Annotated in this window: 12 protein-coding genes; 6 read left to right on the forward strand and 6 right to left on the reverse strand. The window is 67.1% G+C overall.

Going from position 1 to position 21,516, the window contains the following annotated elements; translation table 11 throughout:
• Positions 1-211: 211 nt before the first annotated feature.
• On the reverse strand, positions 212-3,679 hold the full coding sequence (gene pyc, locus VRZ77_RS04085) for a pyruvate carboxylase (RefSeq protein WP_414591390.1): 3,468 nt from the start codon (positions 3,677-3,679) through the stop codon (positions 212-214).
• Positions 3,680-4,170: 491 nt separating this feature from the next.
• Here pyc and pyk point away from each other — a divergent pair, with 491 nt between their 5' ends.
• Positions 4,171-5,718, forward strand: coding sequence for a pyruvate kinase (pyk, locus tag VRZ77_RS04090; RefSeq protein ID WP_414591391.1), 1,548 nt, complete (start codon positions 4,171-4,173; stop codon positions 5,716-5,718).
• An 89-nt stretch (positions 5,719-5,807) separates the two neighbouring features.
• Here the strand turns inward: pyk and VRZ77_RS04095 are convergent, their stop codons facing one another.
• The 4 genes from VRZ77_RS04095 to bcsN all read right to left on the reverse strand — a co-directional run bounded on the left by VRZ77_RS04095 (position 5,808) and on the right by bcsN (position 11,245).
• Positions 5,808-6,293 (reverse strand): GNAT family N-acetyltransferase, encoded by a 486-nt coding sequence (locus VRZ77_RS04095; RefSeq protein WP_414591392.1) that lies wholly within the window; start codon positions 6,291-6,293, stop codon positions 5,808-5,810.
• A gap of 75 nt (positions 6,294-6,368) precedes the next feature.
• Positions 6,369-7,577 carry a M23 family metallopeptidase gene (locus VRZ77_RS04100; RefSeq protein ID WP_414591393.1) on the reverse strand — a complete coding sequence of 403 codons (1,209 nt, stop codon included), beginning with the start codon at positions 7,575-7,577 and terminating at the stop codon, positions 6,369-6,371.
• A gap of 5 nt (positions 7,578-7,582) precedes the next feature.
• Entirely contained in the window at positions 7,583-10,039 is a 2,457-nt protein-coding gene (locus VRZ77_RS04105; RefSeq protein ID WP_414591394.1) for a transketolase, read from the reverse strand.
• Between the two features lie 135 nt (positions 10,040-10,174).
• Positions 10,175-11,245: a cellulose biosynthesis protein BcsN gene (bcsN, locus tag VRZ77_RS04110; protein ID WP_414591395.1), complete on the reverse strand. Its 1,071-nt coding sequence runs from the start codon at positions 11,243-11,245 to the stop codon at positions 10,175-10,177.
• A 357-nt stretch (positions 11,246-11,602) separates the two neighbouring features.
• Here bcsN and bcsA point away from each other — a divergent pair, with 357 nt between their 5' ends.
• The 4 genes from bcsA to VRZ77_RS04130 are packed head-to-tail and all read left to right on the forward strand — an operon-like array spanning position 11,603 to position 20,053.
• Positions 11,603-13,813, forward strand: coding sequence for a UDP-forming cellulose synthase catalytic subunit (gene bcsA, locus VRZ77_RS04115; protein ID WP_414591396.1), 2,211 nt, complete (start codon positions 11,603-11,605; stop codon positions 13,811-13,813).
• A gap of 2 nt (positions 13,814-13,815) precedes the next feature.
• A complete protein-coding gene (locus VRZ77_RS04120; protein WP_414591397.1) occupies positions 13,816-16,632 on the forward strand; it encodes a cellulose biosynthesis cyclic di-GMP-binding regulatory protein BcsB in 2,817 nt (938 codons plus the stop codon).
• A complete protein-coding gene (locus VRZ77_RS04125; protein WP_414591398.1) occupies positions 16,629-17,687 on the forward strand; it encodes a glycosyl hydrolase family 8 in 1,059 nt (352 codons plus the stop codon). Before VRZ77_RS04120 ends, VRZ77_RS04125 begins: the two co-directional genes overlap by 4 nt.
• Positions 17,678-20,053: a hypothetical protein gene (locus VRZ77_RS04130; protein WP_414591399.1), complete on the forward strand. Its 2,376-nt coding sequence runs from the start codon at positions 17,678-17,680 to the stop codon at positions 20,051-20,053. The genes VRZ77_RS04125 and VRZ77_RS04130 overlap by 10 nt, the downstream gene beginning before the upstream one ends.
• Here VRZ77_RS04130 and VRZ77_RS04135 read toward each other — a convergent pair.
• Positions 20,047-20,475, reverse strand: a complete 429-nt coding sequence (locus tag VRZ77_RS04135; RefSeq protein WP_414591400.1) for a winged helix-turn-helix transcriptional regulator — start codon at positions 20,473-20,475, stop codon at positions 20,047-20,049. The genes VRZ77_RS04130 and VRZ77_RS04135 overlap by 7 nt on opposite strands.
• Before the next feature lie 166 nt (positions 20,476-20,641).
• Here VRZ77_RS04135 and VRZ77_RS04140 point away from each other — a divergent pair, with 166 nt between their 5' ends.
• Positions 20,642-21,496, forward strand: coding sequence for an SDR family oxidoreductase (locus VRZ77_RS04140; protein ID WP_414591401.1), 855 nt, complete (start codon positions 20,642-20,644; stop codon positions 21,494-21,496).
• Positions 21,497-21,516 lie beyond the last annotated feature (20 nt).

The following is a 21,516-nucleotide window of genomic DNA, read 5'->3' on the forward strand; positions in this document are numbered from 1 at the left end:
GCGTCCGACACCCCCGACGCCAGACCCGCCCCCGACGCCACAACAACCTCGGCACCAAGACCGACAAACCGCTTCACCGTCTCAACCGAACCCGAAACACGGGGCTCAACCAAAACGTCTTCGTGCAAAATGCTCAGCTTCATTCGCCTTCCTCCCAAGAAGGTAGTCTCAAGATGTCATCAGTCCCGCCATTACGTCCGGCGGTTTTCGTTCAGTCTTCCAGTATGGCGAGCAGGTCCTTGGCATCAATGGAACTGCCGGGCGCCACCAGTATCTCCAGCACCTTGCCCGCGCGAGGGGCGTGGATCGCGGTTTCCATCTTCATCGCCTCGATGGTCAACAGGACATCACCGGCCTTGACCGCCTGCCCGGTAAGGGCGGCGAGCGAGGAGATGGTACCGGGCATCGGCGCAGCGACGTGGAACTCGTTGCCCTCCTCCGCCTTGCGGCGGCCGGCGACCTTCGGCACCGCGTCGCGGTCCACCACCACGATCATGCGCGGCTGGCCGTTGAGCTCGAAGAACACCTCGACCATGCCGTCGTCGCGGGTCTCGCCGATGGCGGTGAGCCGGACCATCAGCGCCTTGCCGCGCTCGATCTCGATCACGGTCTCGTCGCCCGGCTTCATGCCGTAGAAAAACACCGGGGTCGGCAGCGCCGAGACCGGGCCGAATTTGGCGACCACGGGCGCGAAATCGGCGAACACCTTCGGGTACATCAGATAGGATGCCAGCTCGCGGTCGCTCGCCTCGTGGCCGACCAGCTTCGACACCTCGGCCCGCTCGGCCTCCAGATCCGCCTCCGGGATCAGCGAGCCGTAACGCACCGTGATCGGTTCTTCGCCCTTCAGCGCCTTCTTCTGCAAGGCCTGCGGCCAGCCGCCGACCGGCTGCCCGTATTCGCCATGCAGCATCGCCACCGCCGAGGCCGGGAAGGCGACGTCGCGGGTGGGATCGAGCACGTCGGCCGCGGTAAGACCCTGGCTCACCATCATCAATGCGAGGTCGCCCACCACCTTGGAAGAGGGCGTGACCTTGATGATGTCGCCGAACAGGTCGTTGGCATCGCGATAGGCCTTGGCGACCTCGTGCCAGCGGCTCTCCAGACCCATGGAGCGTGCCTGCTCCTTGAGATTGGTGAACTGCCCGCCCGGCATCTCGTGGAGATAGACTTCGGAGGCCGGCCCCTTGAGGTCGCTTTCGAAGGCGGCGTATTGCGCGCGCACGCCTTCCCAATAGAAGCTGATGCGCCGGATCGCTTCCGGGTCGAGGCCGGTGTCGCGCTCGGAGCCGCGCAGCGCCTCGACGATCGAACCGAGGCAGGGCTGCGAGGTCATCCCGCTCATCGCGTCCATGGCGAGGTCGACCGCGTCGACCCCCGCCTCCACCGCCGCCAGCACCGAGGCTGCTGCAACGCCGGAGGTGTCGTGGGTGTGGAAGTGGATCGGCAGGCCGACCTCTTCCTTCAGCGCCTTGAACAGCACCTTCGCGGCCGCCGGCTTGACGAGGCCGCCCATGTCCTTGAGGCCGAGAATGTGGACGCCGGTCTTCTCCAGCTCCTTCGCCATGGAGACGTAGTATTTGAGATTGTACTTGGAGCGGTCGGGGTCCAAGAGGTCGCCGGCGTAGCAGATCGCGCCTTCCACCAGCTTGCCGGTCTTCAGCGCCTCGTCGATCGAGATGCGCATGTTCTCGATCCAGTTGAGGCAGTCGAAGACACGGAAGATGTCCATGCCGGCATCCGCCGCCTGGCGGATGAAGAAGCGCACCACATTGTCGGGATAATTGGCATAGCCCACGCCATTGGCGCCGCGCACCAGGGTCTGGGTGAGCACGTTCGGCACATTGGCGCGGATCTTGGCGAGCAGCTCCCACGGGTCTTCCGAGAGGAAGCGCATCGAAACGTCGAAGGCCGCGCCGCCCCAGCATTCCAGCGACAAGAGCTCGGGCAGGCCGCGGGCGTAGGAATCGGCGACCTTCGCGATGTCGTAGGCGCGCATGCGGGTGGCGAGCAGCGACTGGTGGGCGTCGCGCATCGTGGTGTCGGTGACCAGCACCCGCTTCTGCGCCAGCATCCAGTCGGCGAAGCCCTTGGGGCCGAGTTGTTCCAAAAGCTGCCGCGTGCCGGGCGCCGGCGCGTTGAGGAAGCTCGGGGGCTCGGGCACGCGGGCGGTGGCGGAGGGCTTCGCACGGCCCTTTACCTCCGGGTGGCCGTTCACCGTGACATCGGCGATCCACGCCAGCAGCTTCGTCGCGCGGTCACGCCGGCCGCCGAAGTCGAACAGTTCGGGCGTGGAGTCGATGAAGCGCGTGGTGTAGCGGCACTGGGTGAAGTCCTCATGGGTGAGGACGTTCTCCAGGAACGGCAGATTGGTGGCGACGCCGCGGATGCGGTACTCGCGCAGCGCGCGGTACATGCGGGCGATCACTTCCTCGCCGGTCGGCGCCCCGGCGGTCACCTTCTCCAGCATCGGGTCATAGAACCGCGTCACCACCGCGCCGGAATAGGCGGTGCCGCCGTCAACGCGGATGCCGAAGCCCATGGCGCCGCGATAGGCGGTGATGCGGCCATAGTCCGGGATGAAGTTGTTCTCGGGATTTTCCGTGGTGATGCGGCACTGCATGGCATGGCCGTTCAGCGCGATGTCGCCCTGCTCCGGAATGCCGGTCTCCTCGACCTTGCCGATATGGCCGCCTTCGAGAATCTTGATCTGCGCCTTGATCAGGTCGAGGCCGGTGACGACCTCGGTCACGGTGTGCTCGACCTGGATGCGCGGGTTCACCTCGATGAAGTAGAAGGCCCCGGTGTCGGAATCCATCAGGAACTCGACCGTGCCGGCGCCGACATAATCGGTGGCCCGGCCGATGGCGAGCGCGGCGTCGGTCAGTCCCTTTCGGGTCGCCTCATCGACATAAGGCGCCGGGGCGCGCTCGATGACCTTCTGGTTGCGGCGCTGGATCGAGCAGTCGCGCTCGAAGACATGGACCAGATTGCCATGGGTATCGCCGAGGATCTGCACCTCGACATGGCGCGCGCGGCGCACCAGCTTTTCGAGATAGACCTCGTCCTTGCCGAAGGCAGCCTTGGCTTCGCGCTTGGCGGTCATCACCGCGTCGAGCAGCTTGTCCTCGCTCTCGATCGGGCGCATGCCGCGCCCGCCGCCGCCCCAGCTCGCCTTGAGCATGACGGGGTAGCCGACCTTGCGCGCCGCCTCCAGCACCAAGGCGTCATCGTCCGGCAGCGGCTCGGTCGCGGGCATGACCGGCACGCCGACGGAAATGGCGAGATTGCGCGCGGCGACCTTGTTGCCGAGCGTGCGCATGGTCTGCGGCGTCGGCCCGATGAACACGATGCCGGCCTCGTCACACGCCTCGGCGAATTCCGGGCTTTCCGACAGGAAGCCGTAGCCGGGATGGATGGCGTCGACCTTCGCCTCTTTGGCGACGCGGATCACCTCGTCAATCGACAGATAGGCGTCGATCGGGCCGAGCGGCTTCGCCAGCCACGGCCCGCGCCCGACCTGATAGGCCTCGTCCGCCTTGAAGCGGTGGAGGGAGAGCTTGTCCTCCTCGGCATAGATCGCGACGGTGGCGATGCCGAGCTCGGAGGCGGCCCGAAACACGCGGATGGCGATTTCGGAGCGGTTGGCGACCAGCAATTTCTTGATCGGTCGGGTCATGAGCGTGTCCTGGATGTATCGGTGCCACGGGACGTGTTCGTCAGTGACCTACATCCGAGCCAGCGGCTTCCGGCCAGCGAGCCAAGGCCACACCGGAGGCACACGCCATTCGCGACCGGCGACAGGGGTCGCCGTATGCCGCATGTAGGAAGCCTCTCCGATGCACGAGCCATGCCGTGGATACCGCACCTGTGCAAAAAGACCGCGCGCTCTAGACAGCTAATTGGTATACAGAATTCTAAATACCAGCAAGCCCGATTCCGTCACCGGCCCAGGCTGGCGCAGCGGCGTGGTTAGCGCTCCCTTGCCGCGCCGCACCGCGCGACGCGCCCCGCGAGCACTTGCGAACAGCACCCCGCGCAAACGTGAATACTGATGTCGCCGAATCGACACGCTGCAATGCAAAACAACATCTGCGAGACACGCCCCTCGTTTTGGTTCATATCATCGAAGTTGAATCGAGAACTGAATTCATAATCACGGAGGAACCCATGTACAGCAGGCGGGAACGCGCGACCAAGATCGTGGCGACCCTCGGGCCGGCGTCGTCCAGCCCCGAGAAGATCAAGGCCCTGTACGAGGCCGGCGTTGATGTGTTCCGGATGAATTTCAGCCACGGGACGCAGGAGAACCACGGCCGGGTGATCGCCGACGTGCGCGCGCTGGAGAAGGAAGTCCGCCGCCCCATCGGCGTGCTGGCCGATCTTCAGGGGCCCAAGCTGCGCCTTGGACGGTTCGTCGACGGCTTCATCAACCTGACCGCTGGCAGCACCATCCGCTTCGACACCGACCCGACGCCGGGCGACGAGACCCGCGTGCCGATCCCGCACCCGGAAATTCTCGAAGCCCTGCATGAGGGCTCCACCGTCCTGCTCGACGACGGCAAGGTCCGCGTGAAGGTGGTCAAGAAGGGCGCCGGCTTCATCGAGGCCGCGGTCATCGCCGGTAACCGGCTGTCCAACAACAAGGGCTTCAACGTTCCCGACGTGGTGCTGCCGGTCTCGGCGCTCACCGACAAGGACCGTTCCGACCTCACCTTCGCGCTCGACCAGGGCGTGGAGTGGATTGCGCTCTCCTTCGTGCAGCGCCCCGAGGACATCATCGAGGCCCGCGAGCTGATCGAGGACCGCGCCCAGATCAACCTCAAGCTGGAAAAGCCGGCGGCGATCGACCACCTCACCCGCGTCATTGAACTGACCGACAGCGTGATGTTCGCGCGCGGCGATCTCGGCGTCGAGCTGTCGCTGCCGGAACTGCCGGCGCTGCAGAAGCGGGTGATCCGCGAGTGCCGCCGCCAGGGCAAGCCGGTGATCGTCGCCACCCAGATGCTGGAATCGATGATTTCCGCCCCGGTGCCGACCCGCGCCGAGGTCTCGGACGTCGCCAATGCCGTGTATGAGGGCGCCGACGCCGTCATGCTCTCGGCGGAAAGCGCCGCCGGCCAGTACCCGGTCGAAGCGGTGGCGATGATGGATCAGATCATCAAGCACGTGGAGCGCGATCCCGGCTATCGCAAGATCATCGATTCCCAGCGCCCCGAGGAAGGCCACAACGTCGCCAATGCGGTGACCCAGGCCGCCTATCAGGCGGCGAACGCGGTCGATGCGGCGGCGATCGTGACCTACACGCTCTCCGGCACCACGACGCTGCACGCCGCCCGCGAGCGCGCGCGCATCCCGATCGTCGGCATTGCCAGCCGCCTCGACACCGCCCGCCGGCTGGTGCTGTCCTATGGCGTCCATGTCGTCCACGCGCCCGAGGAAATCCACACCTTCGGCGAGATGGCCAACAAGGCGACGCAGGTGACGCTGGAACACGGCTTCGCCCGCGAAGGCGACCGCATCGCGATCACCGCCGGCGTGCCCTTTGCCATGCCGGGTACCACCAACGTGCTGCGCATCGTCACCATCGACAAGACGATGCTGGCCCGCCTGCCCTCCAGCGAGACCGTTGCCGAGCGCCCGGTACCGCGCGCGGCGGCGCGCGCCACGGGCGATGCGACGCTGCGCTCGAACCCGCTGGAAGATCCGGCGGACTGACACGCCGACGCGTGATCACACGAGGAAAGGCCCTCTCCCGCGAGAGGGCCTTTTCATTTTGGCACCTGCGGCACGGTAAGCCTTGCCGCTCAGGCCAGTTCCATCGCCACGATCTCGATCGGCGCGCCGCCGATGCCGTGCGAGAAATAGCCAGTGCCGACCACCTCGAAGCCGTGGCGCTGGTAGAATCCGGCCGCGTTCAGCGTGGATTCGACACGGACCGGTCCGTCATGGTCGCGGCGCGCCTGCGCGATGCCGATCTCCAGCAGCCGGCTGCCGAGACCGGCCCCGGCGGCTTTCGGGTGCAGGAACAGCCGCGTCACCTCGCCGGGCACCGCATCGACGAAGCCGATCAACGCGCCATCCAGCTCGGCGACGGTGATGGCGCCCCGGCCGATCAGCACCTCGTAATAATCCGCGTCGCGCCGGCCCATCCAACCGGCGATCTGCTCGGGGGAATAATGCTGGACCGACAAGCCCTTGACCGATAGCCAGGTGATATCGAACAGCGCCTGACCGTCGCCGGAGCGTGCCGGGCGCAGGACGATGCGGGCGTGATCAAGATGGGTGCTCATGACTCGACTCGGCTGGTCACTGTGATCACAGAAGACTAGCCGAATCGCCGCCCGCTCTGGAAGCCCTGCCGCGCCCTATTCGAAATCGACAACCTGGTTGTTCAGCGGCAGCGCGTCTGTCATCGCGCCGACAAGGCGCGGCTCGATGCGCGCCTTCTTGCCGTTCTCCAGCTCGTCCTCATTGCCCGGCGAAAGCGTGCCCTGCCCGGAAAAGCGGGTGAAGACATAGGGCAGGCCGCTGGCATTCAGCGGCGAGGGGCCGTCCATCACATGGAAATGCAGGTGCGGCGCGGTGGAATTGCCGGTGTTGCCCAGAAGGCCGATGACGTCGCCGGTCTTCACCCGGTCGCCGAGCCCGACCTTGAGGCTGCCGCGCTGGAGATGGGCGTAGAAGGCATAGGCGCCTCCGCCAATGTCGACGACCAGCATGTTGCCGCCGATATTGGCCGGCACGATCCCGGTCGGCTTGGCGTCCGGCCCCGGCACCTGCTCGTCCGCCTCGTCATAGCGGTTCACCACCACGCCATCGGCGGCGGCGAGGATCGGGTCGCCATAATAGGCGTAGTCGGCCAGCCTGGTGCCGTGGCCGGTGAACAGATGCCCGTCCTCCTGAAGCTTCACCCAATCGATGGCGAAGCGCTCCGGCGCGACCTGACGGCCATTGATGGCCAGGATCGCCCCGCGATGGGCGGTGAGTGCGTCGCAGCAGCCGCTGACCGCGACCCAGCCCTTGCCGCGCAGCGGCGGCGCCACCACCACGGCCGGGGGCCCGGGCACCACAGGCGCGCCGGTGAAGGTGTAGACGGCCGGCGCGGGGCCATCCGAGGCGTCGGGCACCAGCGTGCCGTTCTCCTCCTTCAGCCGCGTCGCGGTGGTGCGGGCGGAGACCTGTGCGGGCAAGGTGGCGCCGGCATCGAGGCTGACGTCGAGAAACACCACGGCCGAGCCGCCGGGCGCGATGGCGCCGTCCCTGCCGGCATAAAAATGCGTCATCGCCGTCAAGCCCTCGCCCGACAGCGTGGCGAGCAGGTTGCCGGAGGCATCGACGCTCTCCAGCCGGTCGAGCCGGACGTACCAGGCGCTGGCATTGCTCACCGCCAGCTCATAGGCCAGGTGCACCCGCCCGTCGGCGCCGCGCACCGGATCGGGCGCGCTCAGGGGGCGAACCACGATCGAGGACAGAACCTCGTCGGGCTTCAGCGACTGACCGGCGGCCGGCAGCGCCAGCAGCACGGCGAGGGCCGCCGCACCGCCAAGCGTGGCGAACCTCGATCGACAGCTCATGGCGATCACCCTTCGAGCGCGCGGAGGTAGCGGATCGGCTTGCCCGGCGCCACCGACTGCGCGGCCGCGACGATGGCGTTGGCGTCGATGCCATGATGGCGGTAGAGGTCGGCGATCGAGCCGGTCTGGCCGAAATGCTCGACGCCGAGCGCGCGGGTGCGGTGGCCGGCGACCGAGCCGAGCCAGCCCAGCGTCGCGGGATGACCGTCGAGCACCGTGACCAGCGAGCAGCCCTGCGGCACGTCGGCGAGCAGGCGCTCGACATGGCTGCGCGCCTTGACGAGGCCGCGTTCGCGGGCGCGGGCCGAGGCGGTCCAGCCGGCATTGAGGCGGTCGGCGGAGGTGACGGCGAGGAGGCCGACATCCTTGCGGTCCTCGGCCATCAGCCCCACCGCCTCGATCGCCTCGGGCGCCACCACGCCCGTATAGACCACCACCACCTCGGCATTCGGCCCCGGCCGGCGCACCCAGTAGCCGCCCTCGATGATGTCGCGCTCCAGCGCGGGGGTGATGTCACGCGCCGGCTGCGCCAGCGTGCGGGTCGACAGCCGCAGATAGACCGAGCCGCCGGTCTCGTCGCGCAGCCAGCTCTGCTCCTCGGCCTCGACTTCCGGCAGCGGCACGCCCTCGCGCTGGAGATAGTCGAACGCCCAGCGCAGGATGATCGACAACTCGTCGACATAGGCCGGCTCAAAGGCGGCGAGCCCGTCCTGCGCCATGCCGATCAGCGGCGTGCCGATCGACTGGTGCGCGCCGCCTTCCGGCGCCAGCGTGAGCCCGGAGGGTGTCGCCACCAGAATGAAGCGGGCGTCCTGGTAGCAGGCATAGTTGAGCGCATCGAGGCCGCGCTGGATGAACGGGTCGTACAGCGTGCCGACCGGAATCAGCCGCGCGCCGAACAGCGAATGCGACAGGCCGAGCGCGGAAAGCAGGATGAACAGGTTCATCTCCGCGATGCCGAGCTCCATGTGCTGGCCGCGCGGCGAGGCGGTCCAGTCGAAGGTGGAGGGGATGCGCTCGGCGCGGAACAGGTCGGCAATCTCCTGCGGGGCGAACACCCCGCGCCGGTTCACCCAGCCGCCGAGATTGGTGGAGACCGTAACGTCCGGCGAGGTGGTGACGATGCGGTCCGCCAGCGGTCCGCCCTGCTTGCCGAGCTCCGCCATGATCAGGCCGAAGCCCTGCTGGGTCGACAGCTCCGGCTGCTTGGGCAGCGCCAGCGTCGAAGGCACCGGCAGGTGCACATCCTCGAAGCGGCGCTTGCCCAGCGCGTTGAACGGCACCTCGGCCAGGAAGCGTTCCAGCTCCGCCGGCGCCACGTCGAGCCCCTCGAACCGGTCCCACTCATGGCCGCGGCGCACATCCATGGAGGTGCGGAAGCCTTCCATCTGCGCCGGGGTCATCAGTCCGGCATGGTTGTCCTTGTGGCCGGCGAGCGGCAGGCCGTAGCCCTTGATGGTGTAGGTGATGAACAGCACCGGCCGGTCGTGGTCGATCGCGGCGAAGGCCTCGGTCAGCGAGGGCAGGTCGTGGCCGCCCAGATTGGTCATCAGCGCCGAGAGTTCCTCGTCGGAGCGCTTGTCGATCAGCGCGGTGAGCGGGCCCTGGTCGCCGAGATCGTCATTGAGGCGCTTGCGCCAGGCCGCGCCGCCCTGGAAGGTCAGCGCCGAATAGAGCTGGTTGGGCGCGCGGTCGATCCAGTCGCGCAGCTTGTCACCGCCGGGCTCGGCGAACGCTTCCATCAGCCGCGCGCCGTATTTCAGCGTCACCACCTCCCAGCCAAAGGCGCGGAACAGCGCCTCAAGCCGCGCCGGCAGGCCCTCGCGGATCACCGCATCGAGGCTCTGGCGATTGTAGTCGAGGATCCACCAGCAATTGCGCAGACCCTGCTTCCAGCCTTCGAGCAGGGCCTCATAGATATTGCCCTCGTCCATCTCGGCGTCGCCGACCAGCGCGATCATCCGCCCGTCCAGCTGGCGGTCGCCGAATTTGTGGGCGCGCACATAGTCCTGCACCAGGCTGGCGAACAGCGTCTGCGCCACCCCGAGCCCGACCGAGCCGGTGGAAAAGTCCACGTCGTCAATGTCCTTGGTACGCGAGGGATAGGACTGTGCGCCCTTGTAGCCGCGGTAATTCTCCAGCTTCTCCCGCGTCTGGTGGCCGAGCATATACTGGATGGCGTGGAAGATCGGCGAGGCATGGGGCTTCACCGCCACGCGGTCCTGCGGGCGCAGCACCGAGAAATACAGCGCGGTCAGGATCGTGGACAGCGAGGCCGAGGAGGCCTGATGGCCGCCGACCTTCAGCCCGTCGGCATTGGGGCGGACATGGTTGGCGTGGTGGATGGTCCAGGCCGAAAGCCAGGACACCTTGCGCTCCAGCGCGCCGAGCAGCCGGAAGTCGGCCGCCCCGCGGCGGGCGGCGCTGGCATCATGCACGTCGTGGCGGCGATTTTCGCTCATACCGGTCGTCTCCTCCTGCGTCAGGAGAGCATGTCGCCGGAAAGGGCCGCTCGGCAAGGCACTCTTGGTATGAGGACAGAAATGTGACTTCGGCAGCGTCGGAAACAAGGCGCGCCCGGTCACGGGCGCGCGGTTTCAGTTGGCGGTCGAGGGGTAGCTCGACGCGCCCGGCACCAGCCGCACCGGGGCGCCCGTCGTCCCCGTCGACGGCGACTGGCCGGAGGGCAGGCCTGGGATGGTCGGCGGCGCGCTGAAGGGCGAGTTCTGGCTCGGCGTCGTCACGCTGCGCGAGGGCGCGGGATCGACCACCGTGCCGGCCGGCGGCGTGCCGCGCACTACGCTCGGCGTGGCGGACGGCGCGAGCTGGGTGGACACGCCCGGTCCGGGCACTTGCGGATAGCCCTCCACCGGGTAGAGCGGGCTCTCCTGGCCTTGCGGCTGCTGGTAGAACGGCTCGGTATAGACCTGCTCGGGCTGCGCCACCGGCGCGCCGTAGCGAGGGGGGCGCGGGGCGCTGCGCCGGGGGGCGGGCGCAACAGTGGCGCGCGGCTCCGGTCCGAGCCAGCCATCGAGCACCGTGCCGTCACCCTGCAGGCCGGACGGGTAGGCCAGCGGCCCGCCGATGCGACCGATGCCCTCGGGCTCGCCGAGCGGACGGCCATAGGGCTGCCAGCCCTTCGGCAGGAAATAGGCGTTGATCGAGAAGCGGTACATCACGCGCAGCAGGTCCTGCTCGGTCGCCCCCACCTGGCACAGGCGCAGGCGCAGCGCGATGATGCCGCGGTCGCGCATCAGTATGTAGAGTGGAGCCTGTGACTGGATGCGCTGCCACGCATACATGCACAATTCGCCGGCGCCGCCGATGCCCATGGCATAGTTGAACGGCCCGTAGCGGTTCTGCACGAAGTAGTTTGAGACATGCATCGAAATGCCGGGCATGCGCTCGGTCATCTCGTCGTCGATGACTTCTTCGTTCAGCCAGTCGTCGGCGCGCAGGTTCTCGCTGCCGGTGCGTTCCTTCACCGGACCGAAGAACACGGCATGGAAGGCGTTCTGGCCGCGCGCATAGGAATTGGTTTCGAGCGCGATTTCCTGCTCGACCGCGTTATAATAGCGTGTCTCCAGCACCGCGAGCACGCGCGGCGCGGCGCCCGGCTCCGGCAGCACGATGGCGTCAGAGAGCGGAACCTCGACAGTGGAGGTCATCACCTTGATGTTCGTGCCATACCACGGATACGGGGAGCAGCCCGCCGCGAGCAAAGCAACGGAAACAGCCAGACCTCCCCAGAAAGGCGCGCGGGTGTTCCGTTGTCTCATGACCTCGTCTGAATGTTTGGGCCGCCGACACGGCGAAAACCCACCCCCAGGCGCAAGTAAAAAAACAGCGGGTGAAACCCCGCCGAATCACCTGCGTCTTCGGAACTTTAGCCTGCCGAGCAACTGGTTGGAATCGACGAATGGCCATGAAGTTTGGGTTTGGATAGATTTCCTCAACCTCTAGTCATTTAAGACACTGACGAGATGAAATGATCAGCGCGAGCTGAAACCGGGTTTGGAGCGACAATGCGCACTGCATGGGTTACCGGCTTGTGGGCGATTGCCTCGATCGTGGTGGTGCTGTTGATCACCCTCCCGATCAGCCTGCAGGCCCACCTGATCGCCGGCTGCATCGTCGTGTGCGCGATCGTGCTTCTGAAGACCTTCGGCCCGCCCGTCGGCGTGTTCCGCATGATCGCGCTCGCCCTCGGCACCGCCATCGTGCTGCGCTACGTCTACTGGCGCACCACCAGCACGATTCCGCCGATCAGCCAGGTCGAGGACTTCATTCCCGGCTTCATGCTCTATCTCGCTGAAATGTACAGCGTTTTCATGCTGTTCCTCAGCCTGTTCGTGGTGTCCTCGCCGATGCCGATACGCTCGGCGCCGCCGATTCCGGCCGACGACACCCCGACCGTCGACGTGTTCATCCCGACCTATAACGAGCCCAAGGACCTGCTGATCACCACGGTGGCGGCGGCGAAGGGCATGGACTACCCGGCCGACAAGCTCACCATCTGGCTGCTGGACGATGGCGGCACCGACCAGAAATGCGAGCAGAACGACCCGACAAAGGCGCTGGAGGCCCAGAACCGCCGGCGCGAGTTGCAGCAGCTCTGCGCGGATTTCGGCGTCAACTACCTCACGCGCGCGCGCAACGAACACGCCAAGGCCGGCAACCTGAACAACGGCCTCGAACATTCCACCAGCGACCTGGTGGTGGTGTTCGACGCCGACCACGTTCCCGCCCGCACCTTCCTGCAGGAAACCGTCGGCTATTTCTGCGAGATGGACAATCTGTTCCTGGTGCAGACGCCGCACTTCTTCATCAATCCCGACCCGCTCGAACGCAACATCGACACCTTCACCTACATGCAGTCCGAGAACGAGATGTTCTACGGCATCATCCAGCGCGGCCTGGACAAGTGGGATGCGGCGTTCTTCTGCGGCTCGGCGGCGGTGCTCAGCCGCAAGGCGCTCAAGGAAACCGACGGTTTCAGCGGCATCACCATCACCGAGGACTGCGAGACCGCGCTCGGCCTGCACGCCAAGGGCTGGCACTCGGTCTATGTCGAGAAGCCGCTGATCGCCGGCCTGCAGCCGGACAGCTTCGCCAGCTTCATCGGCCAGCGCTCGCGCTGGGCGCAGGGCATGATGCAGATCCTGCGCTTCCACTTCCCGCCCTTCAAGCGCGGCCTGCGGCTGGAGCAGCGCCTGAGCTACTGCTCCTCCGTGCTGTTCTGGCTGTTCCCCTATGCGCGCCTGATGTTCCTGGTCTCGCCGCTGTTCTACCTGTTCTTCGGCCTTGAGATCTTCAACGCCTCCGGCGCCGAGTTCATGGCCTACACCACGACCTATATGCTGGTGAACCTGCTCATCCAGAACTACTTGTACGGCAAGTATCGCTGGCCCTGGGTGTCGGAGCTCTACGAATACATCCAGTCGATCTACCTGTTCCCGGCCCTGCTCGCCGTGATCGCCAACCCGCACAAGCCGACCTTCAACGTCACGGCCAAGGGCGAGAACATGGGCGAGAGCCGGGTCTCGGAGATCGGCCGGCCGTTCTTCATCATCTACGCCATCCTGATCCTCGGCGTGGTGGTGACGATCTATCGCCTGCTGACCGAGCCCTACAACGCCGACGTCATCATCGTGGTCGGGTGCTGGAACCTGTTGAACATCCTGTTCATCGGCTGCGCGCTCGGCGTGGTCTCCGAGCGCGCCAACCGCCGCCGCACCCACCGCGTCAACCTGGCGCGGCGCTGCGAGATCATCATCAACGGGCTGATCTATCCCTCGATGATGGAAGACGGCTCGGTCGGCGGCGCGCGCATCCGCGTGAACCCCAATCTCGGCCTGCCGGAGATCGAGCGCGGCATGCACGCCCTGCTGCGCTTCGCCCCGGAAGCCACCGACATCACCATCGACACGCTGCCCATGGCGATACGCAACGTCGAGCGCGACGACACCGGCCTCGTGCTGGGCTGCGAGTTCCAGCCCGAGATTCCCATGCATCACCGCCTGGTCGCGGACCTGATCTTCGCCAATGCCGACGAATGGAAGAAATTCCAGGATGCGCGCCGCGTGAACCCCGGCGTGCTGCTGGGCACCATCCGCTTCGTACGCATGGCGATCTTCCACACCTTCCGCGGCCTGTCCTACATGTTGCAGCTCCACAATGTCTGGCGGAGCCGGCGCCGTAGCGCCGCGCTCACCCCGGCCAAACGCGGATCATGACCATGCGCGCCCTCTCCTCGATCGCCGCGCTTGGACTGGCGCTTTTGTCCGCCCCGCTGCTTCCGCACGGTTTCGCCCTCGCGCAGCAGGGAATTTCCGCCGGCCAGGGCACGGGATCGCTGTTCCAGATGACGCCGCCCCTGCCCGGCGGCACATCGAGCACCTCGTCGCCGAATTCGGGAACCTCGATCTCGACCTCGACCGGCGCCGCCGCGGCCCCCGCGCCGCTCGCGCCCGCGAGCCCGACCGCGCGGCCCTCGACGGCCGGCACCTATAATTACGTGCCGGCGACCTCCTCGCCGGGGTCGGCGGCCAATCCGCCGACCACCACGCTGCGCCCCGTCGAGACACCCGTGACGGGCGTGAATTCGTCGACCGCGCAGGCTCCCGCCGCGTCCCCGTCCGCCACCAGCGGCGGCTCCCCCGGCTCCAGCCCGTCGGCCGCCTCGACATCCCCGTCCCGCGACAGCGCCGGCAGCCCGCCGGCGGCGGCCTCGACCGCCGATCCGTTCCAGATGCGGCCTGGCCAGCCGGCGCCGCGCGCGGCGATCCGCCCGGTCGACACCACTCCGCCGCCCCCGAGCCGGCCCGACCGCTTCATCATTCCCCAGCAGCGCATGATCTTCGCCGGCGAAATCTCGTCGCGCTCCTGGACCCTCTATGTGTCCGAGGAAGAAGCGCAGCGCGCCAGCGGCTTCCTGCTGAGCTACCTCAACTCGGTTCTGGTGATGCCGGAGACCTCGCGCATCCGGGTCACCATCAACGGCCAGACCATCGTGGAATCCCCGCTCGCCTCCTCGCAGGAGCCGGCGCGGCTGCAGGTGCCGATGCGCCGCGGCACGCTGCGGACCGGCGCGAACCTGATCCGCGTCGACGTGGTGCAGCGTCACCGCACCGATTGCGCGGTCACCGCGACCTATGAGCTATGGACCGAAATCAATAATGAAGGCAGCGGCATCACCTTCGACGGCGGCGCGCCGACCCTGGTCGGCGGCCTCGACAGCCTGCCGGCGGTAGGCTTCGACGAGAAGGGCGTGACCACGATCCGCGTCGTCACCCCCGGGCCGATCGAGGGCGGCGGCTCCTCGCGCGTGCTGCGCGTGGTTCAGGGCCTGTCGGTGCGCGGCCTGTTCCCCAATCCCGCCGTGGTCATCGCCGACGGCACCCCCGGCACGGCCCCCCCCGGCACGCTGACCGTGGTGGTCGGCTCGGCCTCGGAACTGCCGCGCCTGATGGCCTCGGTGCCGGCGGAAGCCCGCCAGCGCCCGATCACCAGCTTCGTCAAGGATGAGCGCCTCGGCGCGCCCACCCTGCTGATCTCCGGCCCGAGCGCTTCGGATGTCGACCGCGCCATCGACCGGCTGAACAATGTCTCGATCGAGCAGACCGACGCGGTGAACACCTCGACCCGCTGGTCGCCCAACGCGCCGCTGTTCAATGGCGCGCGTACCGTGCGCTTCTCCGATCTCGGCATTCCCACCCAGGAATTCTCCGGCCGCCGCTTCCGCGCCGAGTTCCAGATCGCGCTGCCGCCGGACTTCTTCGCCGAAGCCTATGGCAATGCCTCGCTCTTGCTCGACGCCGCCTTCACCGGCGTGGTGCGCCAGGGCAGCCATGTCGACCTCTATGTGAACCAGCAGATCGCCTCGAACCTGCCGATCACCAAGCGCGGCGGCGGGCTGTTCGAGCACCAGCGCATGCAGGTGCCGCTGCGCAATTTCCGGCCCGGTATCAATCGCCTGTTCCTCGAAGTCATCCTCGACACGGAATCGGATGCGCGCTGCCTGCCCGGCGCCACGCTGCCGGCGGACAACCGCTTCGTGCTGTTCGATTCCACCGAGTTCTCGATGGATAATTTCGCCCGGATCGGCCGCGTGCCGAATCTCGCGGCGCTCACCGCCGACGCCTTCCCCTACAGCCTCGACGGCAGCCCGGTCGCGGTGGTGCTGGCGCGGCCGGATTCGGCCACGCTCTCGGCCGCCGCCACGCTGATGTCGCGGCTCGCGCTCTCCAACGGCGCGCCGCTGCCGATGGACGCCTCCCCGGCCTCGGTGACGCTGGGCGAGCGCAACGCCATCTTCGTCGGCGGCATCGACCAGATTTCCAGCGCCGTGCTGGAACAGGTCGGCATCTCCGAATCCACCCGTGCCAACTGGGTGGTCTCGGTCGGCGACGATGCCGCCGGAGACAGCTCCAGCGAGAACTATGACAGCGTACTCGCCGGCTTCCGCAGCCGTCAGACCGCCAATACGCGGGCGGACGTGCCGAGCGAGCAGCCGAGCCTTGCCAATACGCCGGAGGTCTATGACCGCTGGCGCGAGAACGTACAGGGCAAGGGCGGCCTCTATGCCATCGCCGAGGGCTTCGAGGGCTGGCTCCAGCGCACCTTCTCGATCGGCTTCGAATCGCTGCGCATCCAGGAGGGCCGGCGCACGCTCTACGAGCCGCCGCCGCGCACCTCCGTGCTCATGGCCCAGGGCAACAGCACCGATGGCCAGAGCACCTGGACGCTGGTCGCCGGCCGCACCGCCGAGACGCTGGCGGCCGCCATGCCGCGCTTCACCTCCGACAACGTGTGGAACCGGATCGGCGGACAGGCCGTCGCCTATCAGTCCTCCAGCGGCGAGGTGGAGCGGCGCGATATCGCCTCGTTCCGGCTCATCATCACGCAGCCGCTCGGCTTCTCCAATATCCGTATGATCGCGGCCAACTGGTTCTCGACCAATATCGTGCCGTACGCCCTGATCCTGATGATCGCGGGCATGGTTCTTGGCATCGCAACCACCTTCCTGCTCCACCGACTCGGGCGCCCCACATGAAGTTGAACCTGCTAGCCGGCCTTTTTCTGTTGCTTGCCTGCGGGATACTTCCACTGAAAGCGCAAAATGCTTCGTCTCCGGTGCCCCCGGAGGCGTGGGAAGCCTATAAGGCGGCCTTCGTCGACGTGAGCGGCCGCGTCATCGACACCGCTAATGGCGGCATCAGCCACAGCGAAGGCCAAGGTTATGGCATGTTGCTGGCTTTTTTAGCTGGCGACCGAGGCGGTTTCGAGCGTATTTGGAGCTTCACGCGCACTGAATTACTGATTCGCGACGATGGGCTGGTGGCATGGCGTTGGGATCCGAATTCGACGCCTCATGTAACGGACGTCAACGCCGCGAGCGATGGCGATCTGTTAATCTCCTATGCTCTGGCGCGGGCTGGCCGCGCCTGGGGGCATCAGCCTTATCTGGACAGCGCACAGAAGATCGCGCGCGCGATCGGCAAGGCGCTGGTGATACGCGACGGAAGCCGCCTCGTGTTGCTTCCCGGCGTCACCGGCTTTACAGCCAAGGACCGGAAAGATGGTCCGATCCTCAATCTATCTTACTGGATATTCGAGACATTTCCGGTAATGGCGCAGCTTGCGCCGGAAATCGACTGGCCGAACCTGAGCAATGCCGGGCTGGAACTTCTCCGGCAGGCGCAGCTCGGGCCGGCAAAGCTGCAGCCGGACTGGATTTCGGCACCGGCGGGGGCGCCGGTCGTCGCGGCGGAGGGTTTCCCCGCCGTGTTTGGTTACAATTCGTTAAGGATATCTCTTTACCTTTTGCGGGCAGGGATAAGAGACACGGAGATACTGGAATCGTACCGCCGGAGCTGGTTGATCGAGAATGGGGGCAACCCCGCGATCGTCGACATCGCCACCGGCAAGGTCTTGGAGCAACTCACCGATCCGGGATACCGGATGCTCGGTGCGTCGCTCGCATGCGCGCTGAATTCAGCGCCGATTCCGGTAGATTTGCGACGGTTTGAGCCCACGCTCTACTACCCGTCGACGTTGTTCTTGTTGAGTTGGGCACTGGTAGCGGAGAGATATCCGAGATGTCTTTGAAGAGAGCCGCTTTGCTGGTCTTGCTCGGGGGCGCCGTCGTTCCCGCGATTGCTCAGCAAATCGACCTCCCCGGCAGCTCAGGCTCCACTCCCGCCGCAGGTTCCAACACCACCGCACGCGCCGCGCGCCCCAAGGTCGACGAAACCGCGCTCCGCTACTTCGCCTCGCAGGGCGACACCCGCCGGCTCGAAGCCGAAATCGGTCGCCTGCGCGCGCTCTATCCCGACTGGTCCCCTCCCGCCGATCTGTTCGGTCCGCAGACCGACACCGAGCTGGAGCACATGTGGAAGCTCTACACGGACGGCAAGTTCTCCGACGTGCGCAGCGCCATCGCCGCGCGGCAGGCCGCCGATCCGAGTTGGGACCCGCCGGCCGACCTCATCGCCCGGCTCGACGAATCCGAAACCCGTCGCCGGCTCATCAACGCTTCCGACGCGGGCCAGTGGTCCACCGTGCTGCGGCTCGCCACCGACACGCCGGCGGTGCTGACCTGCCAGAACATTGATCTCCTGTGGCGCGTCGCCGAGGCCTTCGCCAAGACCGAGCAGATGAACCGCTCGATCGATGCCTTCACCTATATCCTGACCAACTGCAACGACACGAACGAGCGCCTCGCCACGTTGCAGAAGGCCATGCCGCTGCTGAACGACGACCAGCTCAAGGGCCTGCTGGCACTGGAGCGCAAGGACGCCGACGGCAAGCCGGAATTCGCCTCGCTGCGCGACGAGCTGATCCGCCGCCGCATGGGTGCCGCCGCAGCGAACCCGGAATTCACCGTCCCCGACGACGACATCAAGCGGATGGAGACCCTCTCCAAGCAATCCGACACGCCGGGCGATCCGCTGCTGCTGGGCTGGTACCTGTTCCGCCACGACGACGCGACCCGTTCGCTCGAATGGTTCAAGCTGGCGCTCGACCGCAAGGGCGGCCCGAAGGCGGCGGAAGGTTATGTGCTGGCGCTGAACTTCCTCGGCCGCGCGCTCGAAGCCGAGCCGATCGCCTATGAGTGGAAGGACTCGGCGCCGGAGAACAACAAGGCCTATCTCGACGTCGTGATCAGCCTGCTGACCGCCGACCCGCCGCCGGTGCTCGACGAGATCGTGCTCTCCCGCTTCAGCCCGGTCGTGGTCCGCGACAAATACGTGCCGGGCGCGCAGGGCCTCGGCTGGTACGCCTACAATACCGGGCAGATCCCCACCGCGCAGGCCTGGTTCGAGACCGCCCTGCAATGGGACCCCAACGACGAGCCCTCGGCCTATGGCCTGGCGCTGACCTACTGGCGCACGCAAGACATGGCCCGGCTCAACACCATCGTGCAGACCTGGGGCCCGCGCTCCGAGCGCATCGTGGCGCTGGTCGACCCGGTGGTGCGGGCGCGGCTTGAGGCGCAGAATCTGCCGAACATGGCGCTCGGCTCGTTCACCGATCCGCTGGTGGCCGCCGCCGCCCGCCTGACGCCGCCGCCGATGAACACGCTGGGCGTGATGACGCCGGTGCAGCCGGCCGCGCGCGGTTATGTCCGCACGCCGACCCCGCAATATGTCGCTCCCGCGCCGGGCGTGAATCCGCTGGCGGTCCCCACCACTCCGGTCGGCCCGATGTCCTACGCGCCGACCGCGCAGCCGCGCGTCGGGGTGCAGCCCTTCGTCCAGACTCCGGGCCTTCCCAATCAGGGCTTCGTTCCGGTGCCGACGGCCGCGAACCAGCCGGTGGTCGCGTCGGGCGTGCAGCCGGTGCAGCGCGCCTATGCCGCCCCGGCGGCCACCCAGGTCGACTACCAGCCGCAATACACCGCACCCGCGCCCCGCCGGCGCGCGGCGGCCCCGCGCCGTGCGGCCTCTTCCTCCGTCGCGGCGTCGACCGGCGCTGCCGCTGGCGGCTCGGCCGGCTCGGCGGTGGCGCGCGGCTGGCGGCTGATGGACCTCAACCGCCCGATCGAAGCGGTGCGCGAGTTCGACTACGCCATCAAATACGGCTCGGCCAAGGACGCCGAGGACGCCGCCTACGGCAAGTCACTGGCTTATCTGCGCAAGGGCATGACCAATGCGGCGCAGATCGCCTCGCTGGAAGCCCCGCAGAATCCGCGCCGCTCGATGCAGCTTACCGGCGACCTCCTCGCCCAGCAGGCGTTGGTCGCCTATAAGGACGAGCGTTATGTCGAGGCGCTGATCGCCCTCGACGAACGCAGCCGCATTGCCCCCGAGCAGCAGGATCTGATGATGCTGCGCGCCTGGGCCTACTACAACATCAACGACACCCAGTCGGCGAACCGCATCTTCAAGGCGCTCGCCGCCCAGGGCAATATGGATGCGCAGGAAGGCGTCAACGCCATCATTGGCCGCAACCGCCGCCTCGGCTATTACTGAGCCGGCGTCGCGGCGGCCTCGCGCACCGCCTTTTCCGGCGGCGCCGCACCCGCCTCCCCCGCCCCGGCATAGCGTCGCCGCGCGGCCTTCACCGCCTGATGATGCCCCTCGGCCCACGCGACCAGCCCGCGCAGTGGCACCAGCAGCGAACGGCCGAGATCGGTCAGCTCGTAATCCACCCGCGGTGGAATGGTCGGATAGACCGTGCGCAGGGCGAGGCCGTCGGCCTCCAGATGCCGCAGCGTCTGCGCCAGCATGCGCTGGGATATGTCCGGGATCGCCCGACGCAGCACGCTGAAGCGCCGCGTGCCGCCCTCCAGCTCGCTCAGCACCAGAACCGTCCAGCGGTCGCCGATCCGGTCCAGCACGTCGCGGATCGGGCACAGCTCCTGCAGCTCATATGTCGCGCGATCGACCAGCATCGCCTCTCCCTTTCTCACGCGTGACGGCGTGTGCCGGTTACTCCCGGCATACCGAGGCACTTCAAAAACCCTTCTTGCGCGCTCGGTTACGATTTGCATCTTACTCTCATAAAGTAACCGGCGACAGTCGCTTCCACCGCTGCCGCCCTGACATGGGACGCATGCAATGATCGTCATCACCGCCGCCAGCGGCAAGCTGGGCGCCGCCCTCGCCGACAAGCTCGCCGCGCGCGGCCTCTCCGCGCAGGTCCGGCTTGCCGTCCGCTCCCCGGAAAAGCTCGCCGCCCGCAAGGCGCAGGGCTTCGAGGTGGTCGCCGCCGATTACGACGATGCCGGCAGCCTGAAGGCCGCCTTCGCTGGCGCCGACATCGCCCTGCTCATCTCCGGCGTGGGCCCGAACGAGGTCCGCATCCGCCAGCATCACAACGCGATCGACGCCGCCAAAGCCGCTGGCGTGACGCGCCTCGTCTACACCAGCGCCACCAACCCGGTTGCCGCCAGCCGCTTCGACTGGGCCGCCGCCCATGAGGCGACCGAGGCGGAACTCAAGGCATCGGGCCTCGCCTGGACCATCCTTCGCGACAATTCCTACTTCGCGAACAACGACCCGCTGTTCGCCGATGCCGTGAAGAACGGCGTGCTGCCCTTCCCCGGCATCGAGGCCAAGGTCGCCTATGTTAGCCACGACGACGTGGCGGAGTCGCTGATCGGGGCTATCACCGGCACCGGCCACGACAACAGGGTCTATGAGATTGCGGGCGCCACGGCCTATAGCGCGGTCGAGCTCGCGGCGCTGCTCACCGAGCTGACCGGCCGCAAGGTCGACGCGCTCGACGTGCCGGTGAAGGCCTTCGAGGACCAGTTCCTCGCCATGGGCCTGCCGGACTGGGTGGCGAGCGGCGTCGCCAGCTTCTATGCCGCGCTCGGCGCCGGCGAATATGCGCAGACCTCCGGCGATGTGGAGCGGCTCGCCGGCCGCCCCTCGACCCCGGCCCGCGCCTATCTCAAGGCTTTCGCATGACAAGAAGGCTGGCTTTCACC

The sequence above is a fragment of the Ancylobacter sp. G4_0304 genome (genome assembly GCF_047501495.1).
Taxonomy (GTDB): Bacteria; Pseudomonadota; Alphaproteobacteria; order Rhizobiales; family Xanthobacteraceae; genus Ancylobacter.

Excerpts from the sequence above, each read along its gene's own strand:
- VRZ77_RS04105 (WP_414591394.1), bottom strand. The coding sequence starts at position 10,039 with ATGAGCGAAAATCGCCGCCACGACGTGCATGATGCCAGCGCCGCCCGC.
- VRZ77_RS04120 (WP_414591397.1), top strand. The coding sequence starts at position 13,816 with ATGCGCGCCCTCTCCTCGATCGCCGCGCTTGGACTGGCGCTTTTGTCC.
- VRZ77_RS04095 (WP_414591392.1), bottom strand. The coding sequence starts at position 6,293 with ATGAGCACCCATCTTGATCACGCCCGCATCGTCCTGCGCCCGGCACGC.
- VRZ77_RS04100 (WP_414591393.1), bottom strand. The coding sequence starts at position 7,577 with ATGAGCTGTCGATCGAGGTTCGCCACGCTTGGCGGTGCGGCGGCCCTC.
- pyk (WP_414591391.1), top strand. The coding sequence starts at position 4,171 with ATGTACAGCAGGCGGGAACGCGCGACCAAGATCGTGGCGACCCTCGGG.
- VRZ77_RS04140 (WP_414591401.1), top strand. The coding sequence starts at position 20,642 with ATGATCGTCATCACCGCCGCCAGCGGCAAGCTGGGCGCCGCCCTCGCC.
- bcsN (WP_414591395.1), bottom strand. The coding sequence starts at position 11,245 with ATGACCTCCACTGTCGAGGTTCCGCTCTCTGACGCCATCGTGCTGCCG.
- VRZ77_RS04130 (WP_414591399.1), top strand. The coding sequence starts at position 17,678 with ATGTCTTTGAAGAGAGCCGCTTTGCTGGTCTTGCTCGGGGGCGCCGTC.
- bcsA (WP_414591396.1), top strand. The coding sequence starts at position 11,603 with ATGCGCACTGCATGGGTTACCGGCTTGTGGGCGATTGCCTCGATCGTG.
- pyc (WP_414591390.1), bottom strand. The coding sequence starts at position 3,679 with ATGACCCGACCGATCAAGAAATTGCTGGTCGCCAACCGCTCCGAAATC.
- VRZ77_RS04135 (WP_414591400.1), bottom strand. The coding sequence starts at position 20,475 with ATGCTGGTCGATCGCGCGACATATGAGCTGCAGGAGCTGTGCCCGATC.
- VRZ77_RS04125 (WP_414591398.1), top strand. The coding sequence starts at position 16,629 with ATGAAGTTGAACCTGCTAGCCGGCCTTTTTCTGTTGCTTGCCTGCGGG.